The 18,578-nt window shown below is 69.0% G+C and carries 10 protein-coding genes; 8 read left to right on the top strand and 2 right to left on the bottom strand.

All coding sequences use genetic code 11. The features are described 5' to 3' along the window. Nucleotides 1-15: 15 nt before the first annotated feature. Both EV671_RS13090 and EV671_RS13085 read right to left on the bottom strand, forming a co-directional pair. Nucleotides 16-10,884, bottom strand: coding sequence for an autotransporter-associated beta strand repeat-containing protein (locus EV671_RS13090; RefSeq protein WP_132572014.1), 10,869 nt, complete (start codon nt 10,882-10,884; stop codon nt 16-18). 55 nt (nt 10,885-10,939) lie between these two features. After that, entirely contained in the window at nt 10,940-12,496 is a 1,557-nt protein-coding gene (locus EV671_RS13085; RefSeq protein WP_165917553.1) for a ShlB/FhaC/HecB family hemolysin secretion/activation protein, read from the bottom strand. A gap of 91 nt (nt 12,497-12,587) precedes the next feature. Here EV671_RS13085 and EV671_RS26740 point away from each other — a divergent pair, with 91 nt between their 5' ends. The 8 genes from EV671_RS26740 (at nt 12,588) to tssE (ending at nt 18,578) form a co-directional block, all read left to right on the top strand. Continuing rightward, nucleotides 12,588-12,731 (top strand): hypothetical protein, encoded by a 144-nt coding sequence (locus EV671_RS26740; RefSeq protein WP_165917552.1) that lies wholly within the window; start codon nt 12,588-12,590, stop codon nt 12,729-12,731. A 104-nt stretch (nt 12,732-12,835) separates the two neighbouring features. Continuing rightward, nucleotides 12,836-13,879 carry a type VI secretion system protein TssA gene (tssA, locus tag EV671_RS13080; protein ID WP_132572008.1) on the top strand — a complete coding sequence of 348 codons (1,044 nt, stop codon included), beginning with the start codon at nt 12,836-12,838 and terminating at the stop codon, nt 13,877-13,879. Between the two features lie 61 nt (nt 13,880-13,940). Beyond that, on the top strand, nt 13,941-14,444 hold the full coding sequence (gene tssB / locus EV671_RS13075; protein WP_462938178.1) for a type VI secretion system contractile sheath small subunit: 504 nt from the start codon (nt 13,941-13,943) through the stop codon (nt 14,442-14,444). A 41-nt stretch (nt 14,445-14,485) separates the two neighbouring features. Next, a complete protein-coding gene (gene tssC, locus EV671_RS13070) occupies nt 14,486-15,976 on the top strand; it encodes a type VI secretion system contractile sheath large subunit (RefSeq protein WP_132572002.1) in 1,491 nt (496 codons plus the stop codon). Nucleotides 15,977-16,066: 90 nt separating this feature from the next. After that, complete coding sequence (locus tag EV671_RS13065) at nt 16,067-16,552, top strand: Hcp family type VI secretion system effector (RefSeq protein ID WP_132571999.1); 486 nt, start codon at nt 16,067-16,069, stop codon at nt 16,550-16,552. 238 nt (nt 16,553-16,790) lie between these two features. Continuing rightward, nucleotides 16,791-17,276 (top strand): Hcp family type VI secretion system effector, encoded by a 486-nt coding sequence (locus EV671_RS13060; protein ID WP_165917551.1) that lies wholly within the window; start codon nt 16,791-16,793, stop codon nt 17,274-17,276. Next, complete coding sequence (locus EV671_RS13055; RefSeq protein WP_132571993.1) at nt 17,273-18,064, top strand: type VI secretion system accessory protein TagJ; 792 nt, start codon at nt 17,273-17,275, stop codon at nt 18,062-18,064. The genes EV671_RS13060 and EV671_RS13055 overlap by 4 nt, the downstream gene beginning before the upstream one ends. Before the next feature lie 7 nt (nt 18,065-18,071). Beyond that, on the top strand, nt 18,072-18,578 hold the full coding sequence (tssE, locus tag EV671_RS13050) for a type VI secretion system baseplate subunit TssE (protein ID WP_132571990.1): 507 nt from the start codon (nt 18,072-18,074) through the stop codon (nt 18,576-18,578).

Here is an 18,578-nt window from a genome sequence, read left to right as displayed (position 1 = left end):
TGCCTGGGTTGGGACTCATGGCTCGCAGCCGAGCGTCGCGGTCGGCGTGCAGCCCTCGGGCGGGCGTATGCCTTCCTTGCCGATGGTGGCCGGGCGGCCGGCGCCGACTTCCGCGATGACGCCGGAGCGCAGCCGGATGGCGACGTTCTCGGTGCGCACCGCTTCGTCGAAGCGATCCTTGCGGGCGCCCTCAGACACCGCGACGGTGGCGGAGATGGAGCCCTGGGCTTCGGGCGTCGACGGTGCGACGCCGTTGTACACCACCGGCACTTCGGTGCTGCGGCGGGCGCCGTCGTAGAAGAACTGGTAGCCGTTGGTGCCGACCGCCGGCCCGTTGGCGTAGATGGCGGTGGCGCCCAGGTTCGCCGGCTTCTTGGGCAGGATGGTGATGAAGCCGGCCGGGGTCGTCGAGGCGCTGCTGCCGACATCGATGCCCAGCGCGTTGCCGTCACCGGGCGCGCCGAAGCTGTAGGTCTGCGTGAACGCGGCATCGCGCAGTTTGAGCGTCAGGCCGGGCAGCTGCACGGCGAAGCCCAGCGCCGAGCTGTAGGGGATGCGGGCGCGGATGCTGCTGCCGGTCGCGGCGCTGAGCTTGGCAGCGTCGATGACGACGAGGTCGCCGTCGATGCCCGCGCCGTTGACGCGCAGCGCGTCGCCGCTGAGGCTGATGCGGCTTTGCCGAGCCACGGTCTGGTCGGCGCTGGAGTTGGCGGTCCAGGCCGCGCCGGCGGTGCCGCTGACCGCGGATATGCCGCCGCTGAGGTCGTTGGCGGAGCCGTCCAGCAGCGTGATGGAGCCGCCGCCCTTGGCCTGCAGCGCCAGTGCGCCGGATGCGGCGTGGATGAGGCCGCCGGTCTGGCTGATGGTGGCCCCGGCGACGGCCAGTTGCTGGGCGTTGGCGGCCTGCTTGCCGGCTTCGGCCCCATAGGCGGCGGGTGCGGCGGTGGCCACGAGGCTGGTGGTGCCGCCGGTCAGCGTGACGTTGCCGGTCAGCTCGATGGTGCCGGCCGCGATCGCCGAGTCCGCCGCGAGGCTGACGGTGCCGAGCTTGAGCGCGGCGCTGTCGGCGGTCTTGAGCTGCACGGACTGCGCGCTCAGCGACAGTGGCTGGCCGCCCAGCGCGTTGCCGGTGTTCTGCGCGTCCAGGTGGCTGACGCTCAGGCTCTGCGGGCCGCTGCCGGTCAGGCCCAGTGTGCCGCTGATCTTCACGTCGCCGGCGCTCGTGAGGTTGCCCTTGAGCTCGACGTTGCCGGCGCTGGTGAGCGAGCCCAGCGTCTCGTTGCCGCCCAGCTGCAGCTGCGCGCCGGCGTCCACCACGACATTGCTGGCGTTGGCGATGCGTTCGTCGCCGGGGGTGACGAGGCTGCCCTTGCTGACCTTGGTGACGCCGGAGGTCTGCAGCGCGGTGGCCAGCGTCAGCGTGCCGGTGCCGGCCTGTTCGACGCTGCCGCTGCCGGAGACGGCCTGGTTCAGCGTGACGGCGTCGCTGCGCTGCAGGCGCAGCAGGCCGGCGTTGTCGACAGCGCCGCTGCCCAGCGAGCCGCTGCTTCCGTCCGCGCCGACCTGCAGCGTGCCGGCGGCGATCTGCGTGCTGCCGGTGTAGCCGTTGTTGCCGGTCAGGACCAGCGTGCCGGCGCCTTCCTTGCGCAGCGAGCCGGCGCCGCTGTAGACGCCGTCGTACTGGCTGTCGCCACGGCTGCCGACGGCCAGCGTGCCGGCGCCGGCCGTGATCGCGCCGGCGCCGGCCAGGCTGCCCAGCGTCTGGCTGCCGTTGAGCGCCAGCGTGGCGCCCGCGGCCAGCGTCGTCGCCGGGGCGGCGCCGAGCTGGTTGCCGCCGTCCAGTTGCAGCGTGCCGCCGTTGACGTTGAGCGTCTGCGCGCCGACGTTGCCGGAGATGTAGACGGCGCCGCTGGTGGCCAGGGCGCCGCCGCCCAGGCTGGCGAGCAGGCGGGCGCCGTTGCCGGCCGTCGTCGTCGTGGCGCTCAGCGTGTCGGCCGCGCCGGTCCTGTCCAGCGTGCCGGCGATGGCCAGCGTGCCGACCGTGCCGTTGCCGTTGAGTTTCAGCGTGGCGCCGCTGGCGACGGTGACCGCGGCGGTGTCGGCCAGGCGGTCCGCGGCGCCGAGGCTCAGCGTGCCGGTGGCGACGTTGACCGTGGTGGCCGCCGCCGTGCCGTTGAGGGCGACGGCGCCGTTGCTCGTCAGCGTGCCGGCGCCGAGGTTGGCGTTGACGGCCGCGCCGTTGTTCAGCGCGTAGCTGGCTGCGCTGAGGGTGTCGCCCGCGCTGGTGCCGGCGAGCGTGCCTGCGGCGGTCAGCGTGCCGACCGTGTCGTTGCCGCCCAGCTTGAGCGTGGCGCCGTTGGCGACGCTCACAGCGGCGCTGCTGGCCAGTCGGTCGGCGGTACCCAGGGTCAGCGTGCCGCTGGCGACGGCGATGTCGGCGCTCGCGGTGCCGTTGAGGGCCACCGCACCGGTGCTGGTCAACGCGCCTGCGCCGAGGTTGGCGACGACGACGGCGCCATCGTTGAGTGCGTAGCTGGTGGCGGTCAGCGTGTCGGTGGCGCCGGTCTTGTCCAGCAAGCCGGCGGACGTGAAGCTGGCGACGGCGTCGTTGCCGTTGAGTTTCAGCGTGGCGCCACTGGCCAGCGTGACGGCGGCGCCACCGGTCAAGCGATCGGCTGCCCCCAGCGTCAGCACGCCGGTGGCGATGGTGATGGCGCTGGCCGCGGACGTGCCATTGAGCGCGACATTGCCGTTGCTGCTCAGCACGCCGCTGCCGAGGTTGGCGTTGACGACGGTGCCATCGCCGAGCGTGTAGGTCGTGGCGGTCAGCGTGTCGTTGGCGCCGCTCTTGGCCAGCGTGCCGGAACTGTTGAGCCTGCCGACGCTGTCGTTGCCGTTGAGCTTGAGCGTCGCGCCGCTGGCCAGCGTGACGGCGACGGTGTTGGTCAGGCGGTCGGCGGCGCCCAGCGTCAACGTGCCGGTCGCGATGTCGAGGTCGGCGGCAGCCGTGCCGTTGAGGGCGACGCTGCCGTTGCTGGTCAGCGTGCCGGCGCCGAGGTTGGCGTTGACGACGGCGCCGTCGTTCAGCGTATAGCGGGCGGCGGTCAGCGTGTCGCCGGTGCCGGTGCCGGCGAGCGTGCCGGCGCTGGTCAGCGTGCCGACGCGTTCGCTGCCATTGAGCTTGAGCACTGCGCCGCTGTCGATGACGACATTGGGCAGCAGCGTGAAGCGGCCGGCCGAGCCCAGCGTCAGCGTGCCGGTCTCCACCGTCACGCTGGTGGCCGAGGACTGGCCATTGAGCACGCTGTTGTCGCGGCTGATCAGCGTGCCGCCGGTCAGATTGCCGTTGTAGGTCGCGTTGTCCAGCACATAGCTGTTGGCGTTGAGCGAGCCGCTGCCATTGACGATGGCGCCGGTGCCCAGGCTGATGGAGGTCACCGTGTTGTTGCTCTGCAGCGTCAGCGTGCCGTGGTCATTGACCGTGATGGCAGGCGCGCCGATCAGGCGGTTGTCGGGCGCGGCGAGCACCAGCGTGCCATGGCTGGCGACCGTCAGCGTCGGCGCGCCGAGGCTGCCGTTGATCGTGCTGCTGCCGGCGGCCGTCAGCGCGCTCTGGCCGCCCAGGTTGGCGCCGGCGAGGGTGGTGGCGTAATTGAGCGCATAGCCCGCCGTCGCGGTCAGTGTGGACGGGCTGGCGGCTTCGAGCTGGGCGGGCAGGTTGAGCTGGCCGGACAGGTTGAGCTGGCTGATGGTGGCGTCGCCGCCCAGCCTGAGGGAGGCGCCGCCGCTGACGTTGACCGTCGCGCCGCTGGCCAGCAGATTCATGCCGACAAGACTCAGGCGGCCGGACAACGCATTGACGCTGAGCGCGGCCATCGGCGCATTCACGGTGACGGTGGCGCCATCGCTGTTGACGGTGCCGATGCCCAGGTTCGCGTTCACGACGGCGCTGTCGTGCAGCGTATAGGTGTTGGCCACAAGCGTGTCGCCGGGGGTGGTCACGTCCAGCGTGCCGCTCAGGCTCAGGCCGCCGGTCGCGATGTTCTCGCCGCCGTTGAGCTTCAGCGTCGCGCCGCCGGCCACCGTGATGGCCGGCGCATTGGCGAAGCGGTCGGCTGCGCCCAGGCTCAGCGTGCCGCTGTCCACTTTGACCGCCGTGGCGCTGGAAAGGCCCAAGAGTGTCGCGTTGCCCTGGCTGGTCAAGGTGCCGGTGCCGAGGTTGGCATTGATGATGGCACCGGTGTTGAGGGTGTAGTTGCCGGTCAGGGCGGTCAGCGTGTCGGTCGCACCGGTCTTGTCCAGCGTGCCGGCGGTGGTGAGCGAGCTGACGGTGTCGTTGCCGTTGAGCTTGAGCGTGGCACCGTTGGCAATGGTGACGGCGGCGGTATTGGCCAGGCGCTCGGCCGAGCCCAGCGTCAGCGTGCCGCCGGCGACGGCGACGCCGGTGGCGGCGGACGCGCCGTTGAGGGCGACCGTGCCGGTGCTGCTCAGCGTGCCGGTGCCGAGGCTGGCGTTGACGATGGCGCCGTTGTTCAACGCCTGTATTGGCGCGGTCAGCACACCGGTCGTGCCGTTGACGATGGCGGACTGCACCGTGAGGCTGCTGACGGTGTTGGTGAACGTGGCGATGTCCAGAATGCCGCCGTTCACCGCGAGGGCGCCGCTGCCCAGCGCGCCGTTGGCACCCAGCGTCAGCTGGCCGGCGTTGATCGAGGTGCCGCCGCTGAAGCTGTTGCTGCCGGACAGCGTTAGCGTGCCGGCGCTCTGCTTGACGAGGTTGCCGCTGCCGCCGATGTTGTTGGCGACGGCCGAGGCATCGCTGCGGTCGAGGATCAGCGTGCCGTTGTTGTTGACGGCGCCGGAGCCCAGCGAGCCCGTGGTGCCGCCATTGCCGACATCGAGGCTGCCGCCCGACGCGATGCTGGTGCTGCCGCCGTAGCTGTTGGCGCCGGTCAGCGTCAGCGTGCCGGCACCGGACTTGGTCAGCGAGCCGCCGCTGCTGGTGAGCGCCGAGGCGAGCGTGACGGCCTGGCCGTTGGTGTCGAGGTTGTAGGCCTGGCTGGCGGCGTTGCTGAAGCGGGCGGAGTAGTCGGTGGTGTTGCCGGCGGAGAACTGCAGCGTGCCGCCGTTGAAGGCAATGCTGCCGGCGGAGCCGAGGGCGGCAGCGCTGCCCAGGGCCAGCGTGCCGGCCGCGAGGGTGGTGCCGCCGCCATAGCTGTTGGTGCCACCGAGGGTCGCAGTGCCGGAGCCGGCCTGCTCCAGCGTGCCCGAGCCGGAGATGTTGTTGTTCACCGTCAGCGCGTCGCTGCGGTCCAAGACCAGCGTCGCGTTGTTGCTGACATTGCCACCACCCAGGCTGCCTGTCATGCCGCCCGCGCCGATTTGCAGGCTACCGGCGCTGATGGTGGTGCTGCCGCCGTAGCTGTTGGCACCGGTCAGCGTCAGCGTGCCGGCACCGGACTTGGTCAGCGAGCCGCCGCTGCTGGTGAGCGCCGAGGCGAGCGTGACGGCCTGGCCGTTGGTGTCGAGGTTGTAGGCCTGGCTGGCGGCGTTGCTGAAGCGGGCGGAGTAGTCGGTGGTGTTGCCGGCGGAGAACTGCAGCGTGCCGCCGTTGAAGGCAATGCTGCCGGCGGAGCCGAGGGCGGCAGCGCTGCCCAGGGCCAGCGTGCCGGCCGCGAGGGTGGTGCCGCCGCCATAGCTGTTGGTGCCACCGAGGGTCGTGGTGCCGGAGCCGGCCTGCTCCAGCGTGCCCGAGCCGGAGATGCTGTTGTTCACCGTCAGCGCGTCGCTGCGGTCCAAGACCAGCGTCGCGTTGTTGCTGACATTGCCACCACCCAGGCTGCCTGTCATGCCGCCCGCGCCGATCTGCAGCGTGCCGGCGCTGATGGTGGTGGCGCCGTAGCTGTTGGCGCCGGTGAGCGTGGTGGTGCCGGACCCGGCCTGTTCCAGCGAACCGGAGCCGGAAATGGCGTTGGCGACCGTCAGTGCGTTGCTGCGGTTGAAGACCAGGGCCGCGTTGTCGCTGACGTTGCCGCTGCCCAGCGTGCCGGTGCTGCCAGCGGCGCCGACCTGCAGCGTGCCGGCGCTGATGGTGGTGAGGCCGGCGTAGGTGTTGGTGCCGGACAGCACGATGGTGCCGGTGCCGGACTTGGTGAGCGCAAGCGCGCCGCTGCTGTTCTGGATGGCACCTGCGAAGTTGCCCGTGCCGTTGTTGGCGCCGACGGTCAGCGTGACGGCGCTGGTGTTGGAGTTGTCGATGACGCCGCTGCCGGACAGGCCGTTGATGGCCTGGCTGAGGCCGGCCAGGTCCAGCCTGCCATTGACGACCAGGTCGCCCTTGCCGCTGCCACTGGGCAGGGCGGTGGCCGAGCCGAGCGCCAGCGTGCCGGCACTGATGGTGGTGTTGCCGGCGTAGCTGTTGTTGCCGCTGATCGTGGCGGTGCCGGTACCGGCCTGCGCCAGCGAACCGGCGCCGGAAATGGCGTTGGCGACCGTCAGTGCGTCGCTGCGGTTGAAGACCAGGGCCGCGTTGTCGCTGACGCTGCCGCTGCCCAGCGTGCCGGTGCTGCCAGCGGCGCCGATCTGCAGCGTGCCGGCGCTGATGGTGGTGGCGCCGTAGCTGTTGGCGCCGGTGAGCGTGGTGGTGCCGGAACCGGCCTGCTCCAGCGAACCGGAGCCGGAAATGGCGTTGGCGACCGTCAGTGCGTTGCTGCGGTTGAAGACGAGCGCCGCGTTGTCGCTGACGTTGCCGCTGCCCAGCGTGCCGGTGCTGCCAGCGGCGCCGATCTGCAGCGTGCCGGCGCTGATGGTGGTGAGGCCGGCGTAGGTGTTGGTGCCGGACAGCACGATGGTGCCGGTGCCGGACTTGGTGAGCGCAAGCGCGCCGCTGCTGTTCTGGATGGCACCTGCGAAGTTGCCCGTGCCGTTGTTGGCGCCGACGGTCAGCGTGACGGCGCTGGCGTTGGAGTTGTCGATGACGCCGCTGCCGGACAGGCCGTTGATGGCCTGGCTGAGGCCGGCCAGGTCCAGCCTGCCATTGACGACCAGGTCGCCCTTGCCGCTGCCACTGGGCAGGGCGGTGGCCGAGCCGAGCGCCAGCGTGCCGGCACTGATGGTGGTGTTGCCGGCGTAGCTGTTGTTGCCGCTGATCGTGGCGGTGCCGGAACCGGCCTGTTCCAGCGAACCGGAGCCGGAAATGGCGTTGGCGACCGTCAGTGCGTCGCTGCGGTTGAAGACCAGGGCCGCGTTGTCGCTGACGCTGCCGCTGCCCAGCGTGCCGGTGCTGCCAGCGGCGCCGATCTGCAGCGTGCCGGCGCTGATGGTGGTGAGGCCGGCGTAGGTGTTGGTGCCGGACAGCACGATGGTGCCGGTGCCGGACTTGGTGAGCGCAAGCGCGCCGCTGCTGTTCTGGATGGCACCTGCGAAGTTGCCCGTGCCGTTGTTGGCGCCGACGGTCAGCGTGACGGCGCTGGCGTTGGAGTTGTCGATGACGCCGCTGCCGGACAGGCCGTTGATGGCCTGGCTGAGGCCGGCCAGGTCCAGCCTGCCATTGACGACCAGGTCGCCCTTGCCGCTGCCACTGGGCAGGGCGGTGGCCGAGCCGAGCGCCAGCGTGCCGGCACTGATGGTGGTGTTGCCGGCGTAGCTGTTGTTGCCGCTGATCGTGGTGGTGCCGGTACCGGCCTGCTCCAGCGAACCGGAGCCGGAGATGTCGTTGGTGATCGTCAGCGCATTGCTGCGATTGAAGACCAGCGCCGCGTTGTCGGTGACGCTGCCGCTGCCCAGCGTGCCGGTGCTGCCAGCGGCGCCGACCTGCAGCGTGCCGGCGCTGATGGTGGTGAGGCCGGCGTAGGTGTTGGTGCCGGACAGCACGATGGTGCCGGTGCCGGACTTGGTGAGCGCAAGCGCGCCGCTGCTGTTCTGGATGGCACCTGCGAAGTTGCCCGTGCCGTTGTTGGCGCCGACGGTCAGCGTGACGGCGCTGGCGTTGGAGTTGTCGATGACGCCGCTGCCGGACAGGCCGTTGATGGCCTGGCTGAGGCCGGCCAGGTCCAGCCTGCCATTGACGACCAGGTCGCCCTTGCCGCTGCCACTGGGCAGGGCGGTGGCCGAGCCGAGCGCCAGCGTGCCGGCACTGATGGTGGTGTTGCCGGCGTAGCTGTTGTTGCCGCTGATCGTGGTGGTGCCGGTACCGGCCTGCGCCAGCGTGCCGCTGCCGGAGATGTCGTTGGTGACTGTCAGCGCATTGCTGCGGTTGAAGACCAGCGCCGCGTTGTCGGTGACGCTGCCGCTGCCCAGCGTGCCGGTGCTGCCAGCGGCGCCGATCTGCAGCGTGCCTGCGCTGATGAGGGTCGTGCCGGAGTAGGTGTTGGCCCCTGATAGCGTAGCGGTACCCGAGGTGGTCTTCGTCAGGCCGACGTTGCCGTCGAGGATTGCGCTGGCGCTGCCGGCCCGCACGTCAAAGTCGGTCGTGCTGGTGAGCACGCCCGTCGTGCCGGTGATGGAGCCAGTTTGCAGCGACACGCCGGAAACCGTGTTGGTGCTCGTGTTGATGTCCAGCGTGCCGCCGTTGACGACAACCGCGGCGTTGGGCAGCGTGCCGCTCGCGCCGAGCGTCAGCGTGCCTTGACTGATGGTGGTGGTGCCGGTGTAGTTGTTGTTGGTGTTGGACAGCGTGACCGAGCCATTGGTCGTCTTGGTCAAGCCCACGCTGCCGGCCAGTTGGGCACTGACCGTGCCGGCCTGCATGTCGAAGGTCGACGTGCTGGTGAGCGCGCCAGTGCCGCCGGTGATGCTGCCGCTTTGCAGCGACACCCCCGCCACGGTGGGATTGCGATTGGCAATGTCCAGCGTGCCGCCGTTGATCGTGACGGCGCCGCTGCCCAGCACGTTGCTGGCCCCCAGCTTCAAAGTGCCCGACGTGACGGACGTGCCACCGCTGTAGGTATTTGAACCGCTGAGCGTGAGGATGGCAGAGCCGGCCTGGGCAACCGCCAGGCTGCCGGTGAAATTGGCACTGACGGTCTGGTTGTTGCTGCGGTTGAAGGCCAGCGTGCCAGAACCGTTCACCGTGGCGCCGTTGTTGATGCTGCCCGTGGTGCCGCCATTGCCGGCGGTGAGCGTGCCGGACCCGATGGTGATCGTGCCTGCGCTGGCCGCACCAGTGAGCGTGCCGTTGCCGTTGAAGGTGAGCGTGCCGTTCGTCGTGATGTTGCCGCCCAAGGAGTGGGCGTTCGTGCTGCCGTTGCTGGTGATGGAGATCGCGGCGCCACCAGTGCTGGTGAGGTCCGCGGTCGTCACCACGCGGCCGTTGGCTTGTGTGCCCCCGAGGTCGTTGGCTGAGAGCGTGATGCCATTGGCAGTGACGGCCGCGTTGATGGTGATGTCACCACCGGCCTGCAATGTCAGCGCCCCTGTGCCGGCGCCACCGGAACCGTCGACCGTGTTTGAAACCGTGATGGTGTTTTTTGCCTGCAGGACAACGCTGGTCGACTGCAGCAGCTTGCCCAGGCCGCCGGGCACGGTGCCAGCTTCGACGGTGACGGCTCCTGAGGTTCCGAAGCTGAGGTTGCCAGCCGCAGAGCCGCCGGTTGCGATCGTGATGTCGTCCGGATCCAGCAGCAAGCTTCCGGTCGCCCCCTTGGTCGCCCGCAGGTCCGCGTCACCCCGGAATTCGAGGGACTCCCTGCCCGAAACCTCGGCTGAACCACCGTCGCCGCCGAGTGAGCCGCCCTTTGCACTGAGCGAGCCATAGAAGCGGGTGGACTTGTCTGACCACAGCACGACCTGCCCGCCATTGCCGGACACGCCCGCGTCTGCCGTCAGCGTCGCGCCCGGTCGCGCCACGAGCATTTCCGCATTGCGCACTTCGGCATTGGCGCCATGGAAGTCCCCGCCCACGCGGATGCGCCCGCCGCCCGTGTCGCCCGAGGCGTCGAGCTGCGCATGGCCGTCGAGCATGACACGCTGGCCCTGCACCAGCACATCGCCGCCGGCGTGCCCCGTGCCGCCGCTGGCGTCGATCTTGCCGTTCACCCAGGTCACGCCCTGGCTGCCGCCGTCGATGACGACGCGGCCGGACACGCCTTCCAGCGAGCGGGCGCGCACCATGCCTTCCATGTTGAGCACGGTGTCGGCAAATCCGGCGCGGGCCACGGCGCGCAGTTCGGCGCTTTGCGAGGCGTTGATGGTGCCGAGCGCGTCCAGCCGCGTCTGCAGCTGGTCGTCGTTGCGGACCTTGAACAGCACGAGGCCGTCGCCCTCGACGTCGACGCTGACCTGGCTGGCCGCGGCCAGCGCCACGCGGCGGGCGTCGATGTTGCCGCCGACGGTGAGCCGCGGCGCGACGAGGGCCACGGTGTCGGCGGCGCGGATGCGGCCCTCGGCGCGCAGTTCGCCGGCGCCACCGGAAGCCGCGCCCAGGCGCAGCACGCCGCTCTGCAGGTCGGCATCGCTGATGCCCAGCGTCGTGGCGACGAGACTGCCGACATCGACCTGCGAGTCGGCCGAGAAGTAGACGCCGCGCGGGTTGCTGAGCACGACGCGGCCGTTGGCATTGATCTGGCCCAGGATGCGGGTGGGGTCATAGCCGATGACGCGGTTGATCAGCAGCGCCTGCGAGTTGGGCTGGACGATGTTGACGGTCTCGCCCTTGTCGACCGAGAAGCTGCGCCAGTCGACGGCGGCCGTCTGCGTGGACTGGTTGATCAGCATCAGCCCGGTCTGCGGCGTCTGGATGGTGGCCGCGCCCTGCTTGACCAGACCGTCCTGCGGCAGCGCGCCGGCGGCGATGGGGGCGAGTGCCGCGGCGACGGCCCAGCTGAGCGGGTGGATGCGGTGACGCCGCTGGCGGCTGCCCTGATGCGAGTTGCGGTCAAAAGGCATAGTGATCTCCCGGATTTCTGTGCTGGGCGGCCGCGCCGCCGACGAGCCTGTGCTGCTACCTGATGAAATAGGTGAGCTGGGCGTAGGCGCGGGTGCTGCCCCCCTTGGTGTCGCTCTTGGGCGTACCCTGGGTGCGGCTGGCCACGCTGAGCCGCAGCGCGAACTCCCCCGGGCGCACCCAGGTCGCTGCAATGCCGGCACCGCCCAGCATTGCGCTATTCACGAAGGTCTCGTCCTGCTGGATCTGGGCGGACGGATCCTTGCGGTACTTGATGCGGCCGACGTCGTAGAACAGGCTGACGACGGACTCGCGGCCGATGCGCCCGAAGATGGATTCGGGGGGCAGGAAGCGCAGTTCCAGGCTGCCGATGAAGCCGCTGTCGCCGGTGCCCTCGCCGGGGGCGAACGCGCGCACACCGTCCGGGCCGCCGAGGCGGAACTGCTCGGTGGTGTCCAGGTTTTTCAGGCCGACCTGGCCGCGCACCGCGAGGTAGGCGAGCAGGCGGTTGGTGATGATGTTCTGCAGCCGCGTGAAGCCGGCGGTCAGCTTGCTGAAGTTGGCGGGGTCCTGGCCCGGCTGCTGCACCGCGAATTTGAGGCGGCCCGTGACGGCCGAGAATTCGTAGGTGTTGACGCCCCCGCTCAGCAGGCTGTCGCGGAAGTCGCCGTTGCCGCCCAGGGCCAGCGTGTCCGAACTTTTGTTGATGGGCAGGGTCGCGGCGCTCTTGTCGCTGAACTGCTTGTGCTCGACGGACAGCAGCGAGAAGAGGTTCAGGTTGCGTGAGCGGATGACGGGGTAGAGGCCGAAGCCGGTGAGGGTCACGGCATCGCCGGAGAGATTGAGCGGGAAGGCCTCCTTGTCCAGTTGGTAGCGCACGGCCGAGAGCGACGCGCCGAGCTTGAAGCCCCTGCTGCCGACGGGCGTCGTGTAGTTCACCAGGCCGAAGTACAGGCCCCGCGTGGTGGACGTCAGCACGTTGCCGGTCAGGCCGTCGCCGCGGCCGAAGGGGCTGTTCATCGTGGCCAGACCCGTCAGCCGGAAGCGGCCAAGGAAGCGCGAGCCGTTGGTGTCCAGGTCGGCGCGGGCCGTCCAGGTGGCGTCGGCCCGTGGCGTGACGACCAGGGTGGCAGTGCCGGGCTTGCTGCCGGCCTGCACCTCGACCTGTGCGGTGATGCCGCGCAGGTCGTTGACGAGGAAGACGGCGCGCTCCACGTCGCGCACCTTGAGGATGCTGCCGGGCACCAGTTCGTCCAGATAGGCCTGGACGACTTCTCGCCGTACCGGCAGGCCCTCGCTCCAGTTCAGGCGCACTTCGTCCAGCCGGCCTTCCAGCACCGCAATGCGCACGACGCCGCCGACGGTCTTCTGCTCCGGGATGTAGGCATAGCCGAGGTAGTAGCCCAGTTCGCTCTGCAGGAAGCGCGTCACTTCCGCCGCCGCGTTGGCCAGGTCTTCAAAGCTGCGTGCCTTGCCGACGAACGGGGCCGTCAGCCGGGCCAGCGAGGCCCTCAACTCAGGGGGGGCGTCATCCGCAACGCTGAAGGACTCGATGTCGATGCGCAGGTCGTCGGCGGGCTTGCCGAGTTCGCGCGGCGGGGGGGGGCGTGGCATGTCGACGCTGCGTGGCGCCTGGGGTTTGGGGGCCAACTCGCCGGGGGTGGGCACGGTGCCCGGGGGCGGCGTCGTCTGTGCCCTCGCCAAGATGAGCGACATCGACAGCCCGATGGCGAACAGCGCCCTCCCGATCCTGCGAGCCGTCTTCATTGATTCACGCCCCTCCGCTGTAATGGCCGAGAGGCTATCCGAAGTGCATGACGGCGGCCACGGCGGCAGCCCTCAAACCTGACGGTTTCCTAGCGTTGACCCCAGTCGGAGGGACATGCTTTGAAGCTATCGTATTGCCGGTCGTGATCTGATTGCGGCTGGTCGTCAACTTGTAGGGGTGAGAGCTTGAGCGCTTCGTCGGAGCTTGTCGCGCAGGTCGAGAGCTGGTTGCGGCCCTTGGCGGATGACTCTGCGCCCTGCGGGCCGGACCTGGAGTACGACAACGCCTTTCTGGAGTTGACGCAGGCGGCCCAGGGCAAGCCCGAGTCGCAGTTCGAAGCCGCCGTGCCGGCGGACTGGCGCGACGTGCGCCGCCGTTGCGAGCAGCTGTTCGAGGCGAGCCGCGACCTGCGCGTCGCGGTGTTGTGGATGCGTGCTCTGCTGAGGCTGGACGGCGTCGGCAGCCTGGCACCCAGCCTTCGCCTGCTGAACGGGTTGATGGCCAACTTCTGGGACAGCCTGCATCCACGGCCCGATCCGGACGATGGCGACCTCTACGCCCGCGCCAACGTGCTGGCGCTGCTCGTGGACCCCGATGCGGTGCTGGCCGACCTGCGCGATGCCAACCTCGTCAGCCTGCGTGGCGTGGGCGAGATCAAGGTGCGAGCGGTCGACATCGCGTTGGGGAATATTACCGCGCGCGACGACGAGAACTCCTGGAGCCGCGCCCAGGTCGAGCAACTCTTCGCCGACGCCATCGCACAAGGTGCGGGCCTGGCCACCGACATCGCCGACGCCCAGAGCGAGCTCGCGGCGCTGACGACGCTGCTCGGCGAGCGCATGGACCACTCGCAGGCGCCGGATCTGAAGCCCCTGCGCCAGACGCTCGCCGCCATCGCCGGCCTGCTGCCCCAGGCCGGCGGCGCCAGCGCTGAAGCGGTGGATGTCGCACAGGTGGGTGATATGGCGTCTGTAGGTTCTGGCAGCGGCGGTCAGGCGCTGAGCGGACGGATCAATTCACGCGCCGAGGCGCTGCGCGCCATCGAAATGGTTTGCGACTACCTCGAGCGTGCCGAACCGACCAACCCGGCGCAATTGCTGCTGCGTCGCGCAGGGCGCCTGCTCGGCCACAACTTCCTCCAGTTGATGAAGGAGCTGGCCCCGGATGCGCTGAGCGAGGTCGCGCGCATCATGGGCGTCGATCCGTCGACGGTCGAGATTGACGGCTGAAACTGATTCGAGTGATTGACACCGCCAAGTTGTACCCTTTCCACTCCTAGGCTCCACGGAGATCAAGATGGCCACCAGCAGCCAAAAATTCATTGCCCGCAATCGCGCCCCGCGCGTCCAGATCGAGTACGACGTCGAGCTCTACGGCGCTCAGAAAAAGGTCCAGCTCCCCTTCGTCATGGGCGTGCTGTCCGACCTGTCGGGCAAGCCCGTGGACCCGCTCGCGCCCGTGGCGGACCGCAAGTTCCTGGAGGTCGACGTCGACAACTTCGACTCGCGCATGAAGGCAATGAAGCCGCGCGTGGCCTTTCAGGTGCCCAACACGCTGACCGGCGAGGGCAACCTCAGCGTCGACATCACGTTCGACAGCATGGAGGACTTCACCCCGGGCGCGATCGCCCGCAAGGTCGACTCGCTCAACAAGCTGCTCGAGGCACGCAACCAGCTGCAGAACCTGGTCACCTACATGGACGGCAAGACCGGCGCCGAGGAGCTGGTGTCCAAGGTGCTGGCCGACCCCGCGCTGCTGGGCTCGCTCGCGAACTCCGCCAAGCCGACCGAATAACGACCGGCGCGCAAGACGCCCCAATGCCAAGGAGATCCTGAATGGCTGAGCAACAGACGACATCGCCACTGGCGTCGGTCAATTTCGAGGGCAGCGACCTGGCTTCGCTGCTGAACAAGGAATTCAAACCCAAGACCGAAGAGGCGCGCAGCGCCGTGGAATTGGCCGTCCAGACGCTGGCCCAGCAGGCGCTGGCCCAGACGCAGCTGATCAGCGGCGACACGGTCAAGTCCATCGAGAGCATGATCGCGGCCATCGACCGCAAGCTGTCGGAGCAGATCAACCAGATCCTGCACCACGCCGACTTCCAGAAGCTCGAAGGTGCCTGGCGCGGCCTGCATCACCTGGTGAACAACACCGAGACCGACGAGCAGCTCAAGATCCGCGTCATGAACATCTCCAAGGCGGAGCTGGGCAAGACGCTGAAGCGCTACAAGGGCACGAACTGGGACCAGAGTCCCCTGTTCAAGAAGGTCTACGAAGAGGAATACGGCCAGTTCGGCGGCGAGCCCTTCGGTTGCCTGGTGGGGGACTACCACTTCGACCAGAGCGCGCCCGACGTGGAGCTGCTGGGCGAGATGTCCAAGGTGGCCGCCGCTGCCCACTCGCCCTTCATCACCGGCGTGTCCCCGACGGTCATGCAGATGGAGTCCTGGCAGGAGCTGGCCAATCCGCGCGACCTGACCAAGATCTTCACGACGCCCGAGTACGCCGCCTGGCGCTCGCTGCGTGAGTCCGAAGACGCGCGCTATCTCGGCCTGGCCATGCCGCGCTTCCTGGCCCGCCAGCCCTATGGCGCGCGCAGCGCCCCGGTCGAGGAGTTCAACTTCGAGGAAGACACCGGCGCCGCGGACCACAGCAAGTACACCTGGGCCAATGCGGCCTATGCGATGGCCGTGAACATCAACCGCTCCTTCAAGGAATACGGCTGGTGCTCGCGCATCCGTGGCATCGAGTCAGGCGGTGCCGTCGAAGGCCTGCCGACGCACAGCTTCCCCACCGACGACGGCGGCGTGGACATGAAGTGCCCGACCGAGATCGCCATCTCGGACCGCCGCGAGGCCGAGCTGGCCAAGGCCGGTTTCATGCCGCTGGTGCATCGCAAGAACAGCGACTTCGCCGCCTTCATCGGTGCCCAATCGCTGCACCAGCCGGCCGAGTACGACGACCCGGATGCGACGGCCAACGCCAACCTGGCGGCGCGCCTGCCCTACCTGTTCGCCACCTGCCGCTTCGCCCACTACCTGAAGTGCATCGTGCGCGACAAGGTTGGCTCCTTCAAGGAACGCGATGAGATGAATCGTTGGCTGCAGGACTGGATCATGCAGTACGTCGATGGCGATCCGGCGCACTCCAGCGAGTCCACCAAGGCCAGCAAGCCACTGGCTGCGGCCGAGGTCGTGGTGGAGGAGATCGAGGGCAACCCCGGCTACTACTCGTCCAAGTTTTTCCTGAGGCCTCACTATCAGCTCGAAGGGCTGACGGTTTCGCTGCGTCTCGTGTCCAAGCTTCCCTCAGGGAAAGCCGGCTGAGCGGCGTAGCCGCTTGGGCATGCCGCCAACCGGCGCACGACCTGCAGCGGTATTTTTGTTCGGTGATTCACAAATGAAGGAGAAGGGATCATGGCTGTAGACATGTTCATCAAGTTCGATGGCATCGACGGCGAGTCCATCGATTCGAAGCATGCCAAGTCGATCGACGTGCTGGCCTGGAGCTGGGGCATGAGTCAGTCCGGCACTATGCACATGGCGACGGGCGGCGGCGCCGGCAAGGTCAATGTCCAGGACCTGAGCGTGACCAAGTACATCGACAAGTCGTCCACCGTGCTGATGACGCATTGCGCGACCGGTCAGCACATCAAGGAAGCCAAGCTGACCGTGCGCAAGGCAGGCAAGACGCCGCTCGAGTACCTGGTTATCACGCTGAAGGGTGTGATCGTCAGCAGCGTCAGCACCGGTGGCAGCGGCGGCGAGGATCGCCTGACGGAAAACGTCTCGATCAACTTCGCTTCCTACGAAGTGGCCTACCAGCAGCAGAACGCGGAAGGCGGCAAGGAAGGTGGCCAGGTGTTCTCCAAGTTCAACATCGCGAAGAACACGGTCGTCTGAGCGTCCTGCGCGGCAACTCCCGCGCGTGGCGGGGGCTGCCGGCGAACATCGGCTGCCGTGCTTGCGCTTGGGTGGCTGCCGGGTCCTTCGGGCTCGGCGGTCGCCGGCGGCGAGCCAGTCCAGCTGAATGGCGGCCACCGCTCGCGGTGGCCGCGTTGCTTCGATGCCCATGCCCGGCTGTCGCCGACGCCTGGCCATCGCCGATCCCGCCGCGGGGTCGCAAACCGGTGAGGTTGAGATGTCGAAGAAGGACATGTTCCTGAAGCTCGAGAGCAAGCGCGGCGGCGCCGTGAAGGGCGAGAGCGAAGACCCCGCCCACCCCGCCGAGATGGTCGTGCTGGACTTCAGCTGGGGCATGACCAGCGTCGTCAGCACCGGCTTCTCCGGCAAGGAGACCAAACCGGCGCAGCTGGAGCTGCGCATCGTCAAGAACGTGGACACCGCCTCCACCGGCCTGATGTCGGTCATGAGGACCAATGACGAGATCAAGAAGGCGGTGCTGACCGTGCGCAAGGCCGGCGGCAAGCAGGAGGACTACTTCTCCATCACGATCCAGGGCGGCCGCATCACTTCGCTGGAAGTGAGTTCGGAGGGCGATCATCCGCTGCTGACCGAGCGCTTGTCGCTGACCTTCAACAAGATCGAAGTGCAATACAAGGCCCAGAGCGCCACCGGCGCGATGAAGGGCGCATCGACCTTCCAGGACGAGGTGACACCGGGATGAGCCAAGCCGAACAAGCCCTGCGTGACGGTGACCCCGAGCTCGCACTGCGCCTGCTGCAAGACCAGGTCCGCGCCAATCCGGCCGACGCCAAGCTGCGCGTCTTCCTGTTCCAGCTGCTGAGCGTGCTGGGGCGCTGGGACCGTGCGCTGAATCAACTCAACGTCGCCGGCGAGCTGGATGCGTCCACGCTGGCCATGGTGCAGACCTACCGCGAGGCGCTGCAGTGCGAGCGCCTGCGTGCCCAGGTCTTCGCCGGCCAGAAGCTGCCCATGCTGTTCGGCGAGCCCGAGCCCTGGACGGCGCTGCTGCTCGAGGCGCTGCTGCGCGAGGGGCGTGGCGAGGCCGAGGCCGCCCAGACGTTGCGCAGCCAGGCCTTCGAGCAGGCGCCGGCCTGCCCGGGCACGGCCGACGGCCAGGCCTTCGAGTGGCTGGCCGATGCCGACATGCGCCTGGGGCCGCTGCTGGAGGCCGTCATCAACGGGCGCTACTACTGGGTGCCGTTCGGGCACCTGAGCGTGCTGCGCCTGGAGGAGCCCGCCGACCTGCGCGACAAGGTCTGGGTGCCGGCGCAGCTGCAGTTCAGCAACGGCGGCGAGACCGTGGCCCTGGTGCCTACGCGCTATGCCGATACCGACCTCGGCGTGCCCGAGCTGGCGCTGGCGCGCCGCACCGAATGGCGCGAGCAGCGGCCCGGTTTCTTTACCGGCCAGGGCCAGCGCCTGCTGACTACCGACGCGGGTGACCTGGCGCTGCTGGACCTGCGCGAGATCAGCTTCGCCGAGGCCTGATCCCAGCATGACGGCCAACAAGGTCATCGATCGGCTGCAGCCGGCCCTGCTGGACCGGCTGCGCGACGACCACCCCGAGCAGCGGGTGGAGCCGGCCGACGCGCGCGTCATGAGCCGCCAGCGGCTGCGCGACGCCGTGCTGCGCGACCTGGAGTGGCTGTTCAACGCGACGGCACCGGCCAGCGTCGAGGGGCTGGGCGACTTCCCGCGCGCCGCGCGCTCGGTGCTGGGCTTTGGCCTGCCCGCGCTGTCGGGCACGACGGCCTCGTCCATCGACCCGCCCTGGCTCGAAGCCCAGGTGAAGCGCGCCATCCTCGACCACGAGCCGCGCATCCTGGCCGACAGCCTGCGCGTGGAGGCGCTGGTGTCCGACCTGCAGATCGGTCACCGCAACCAGATCAGCATCCGCATCAGCGGCCAGATGTGGGCCCAGCCCGTGCCGCTGGAGCTGCTGCTGCACACCGACTTCGACCTCGAGACCGGGCGCGTGCAGATCCGCGAACTCGCCCGCTAA

Origin of the sequence: Roseateles saccharophilus, assembly GCF_004342485.1 — a bacterium.
Classification (GTDB): Bacteria; Pseudomonadota; Gammaproteobacteria; order Burkholderiales; family Burkholderiaceae_C; genus Pelomonas; species Pelomonas saccharophila.
Note: the sequence above shows the minus strand (reverse complement) of the source record. Positions and strands in the feature narration are given on the sequence as shown.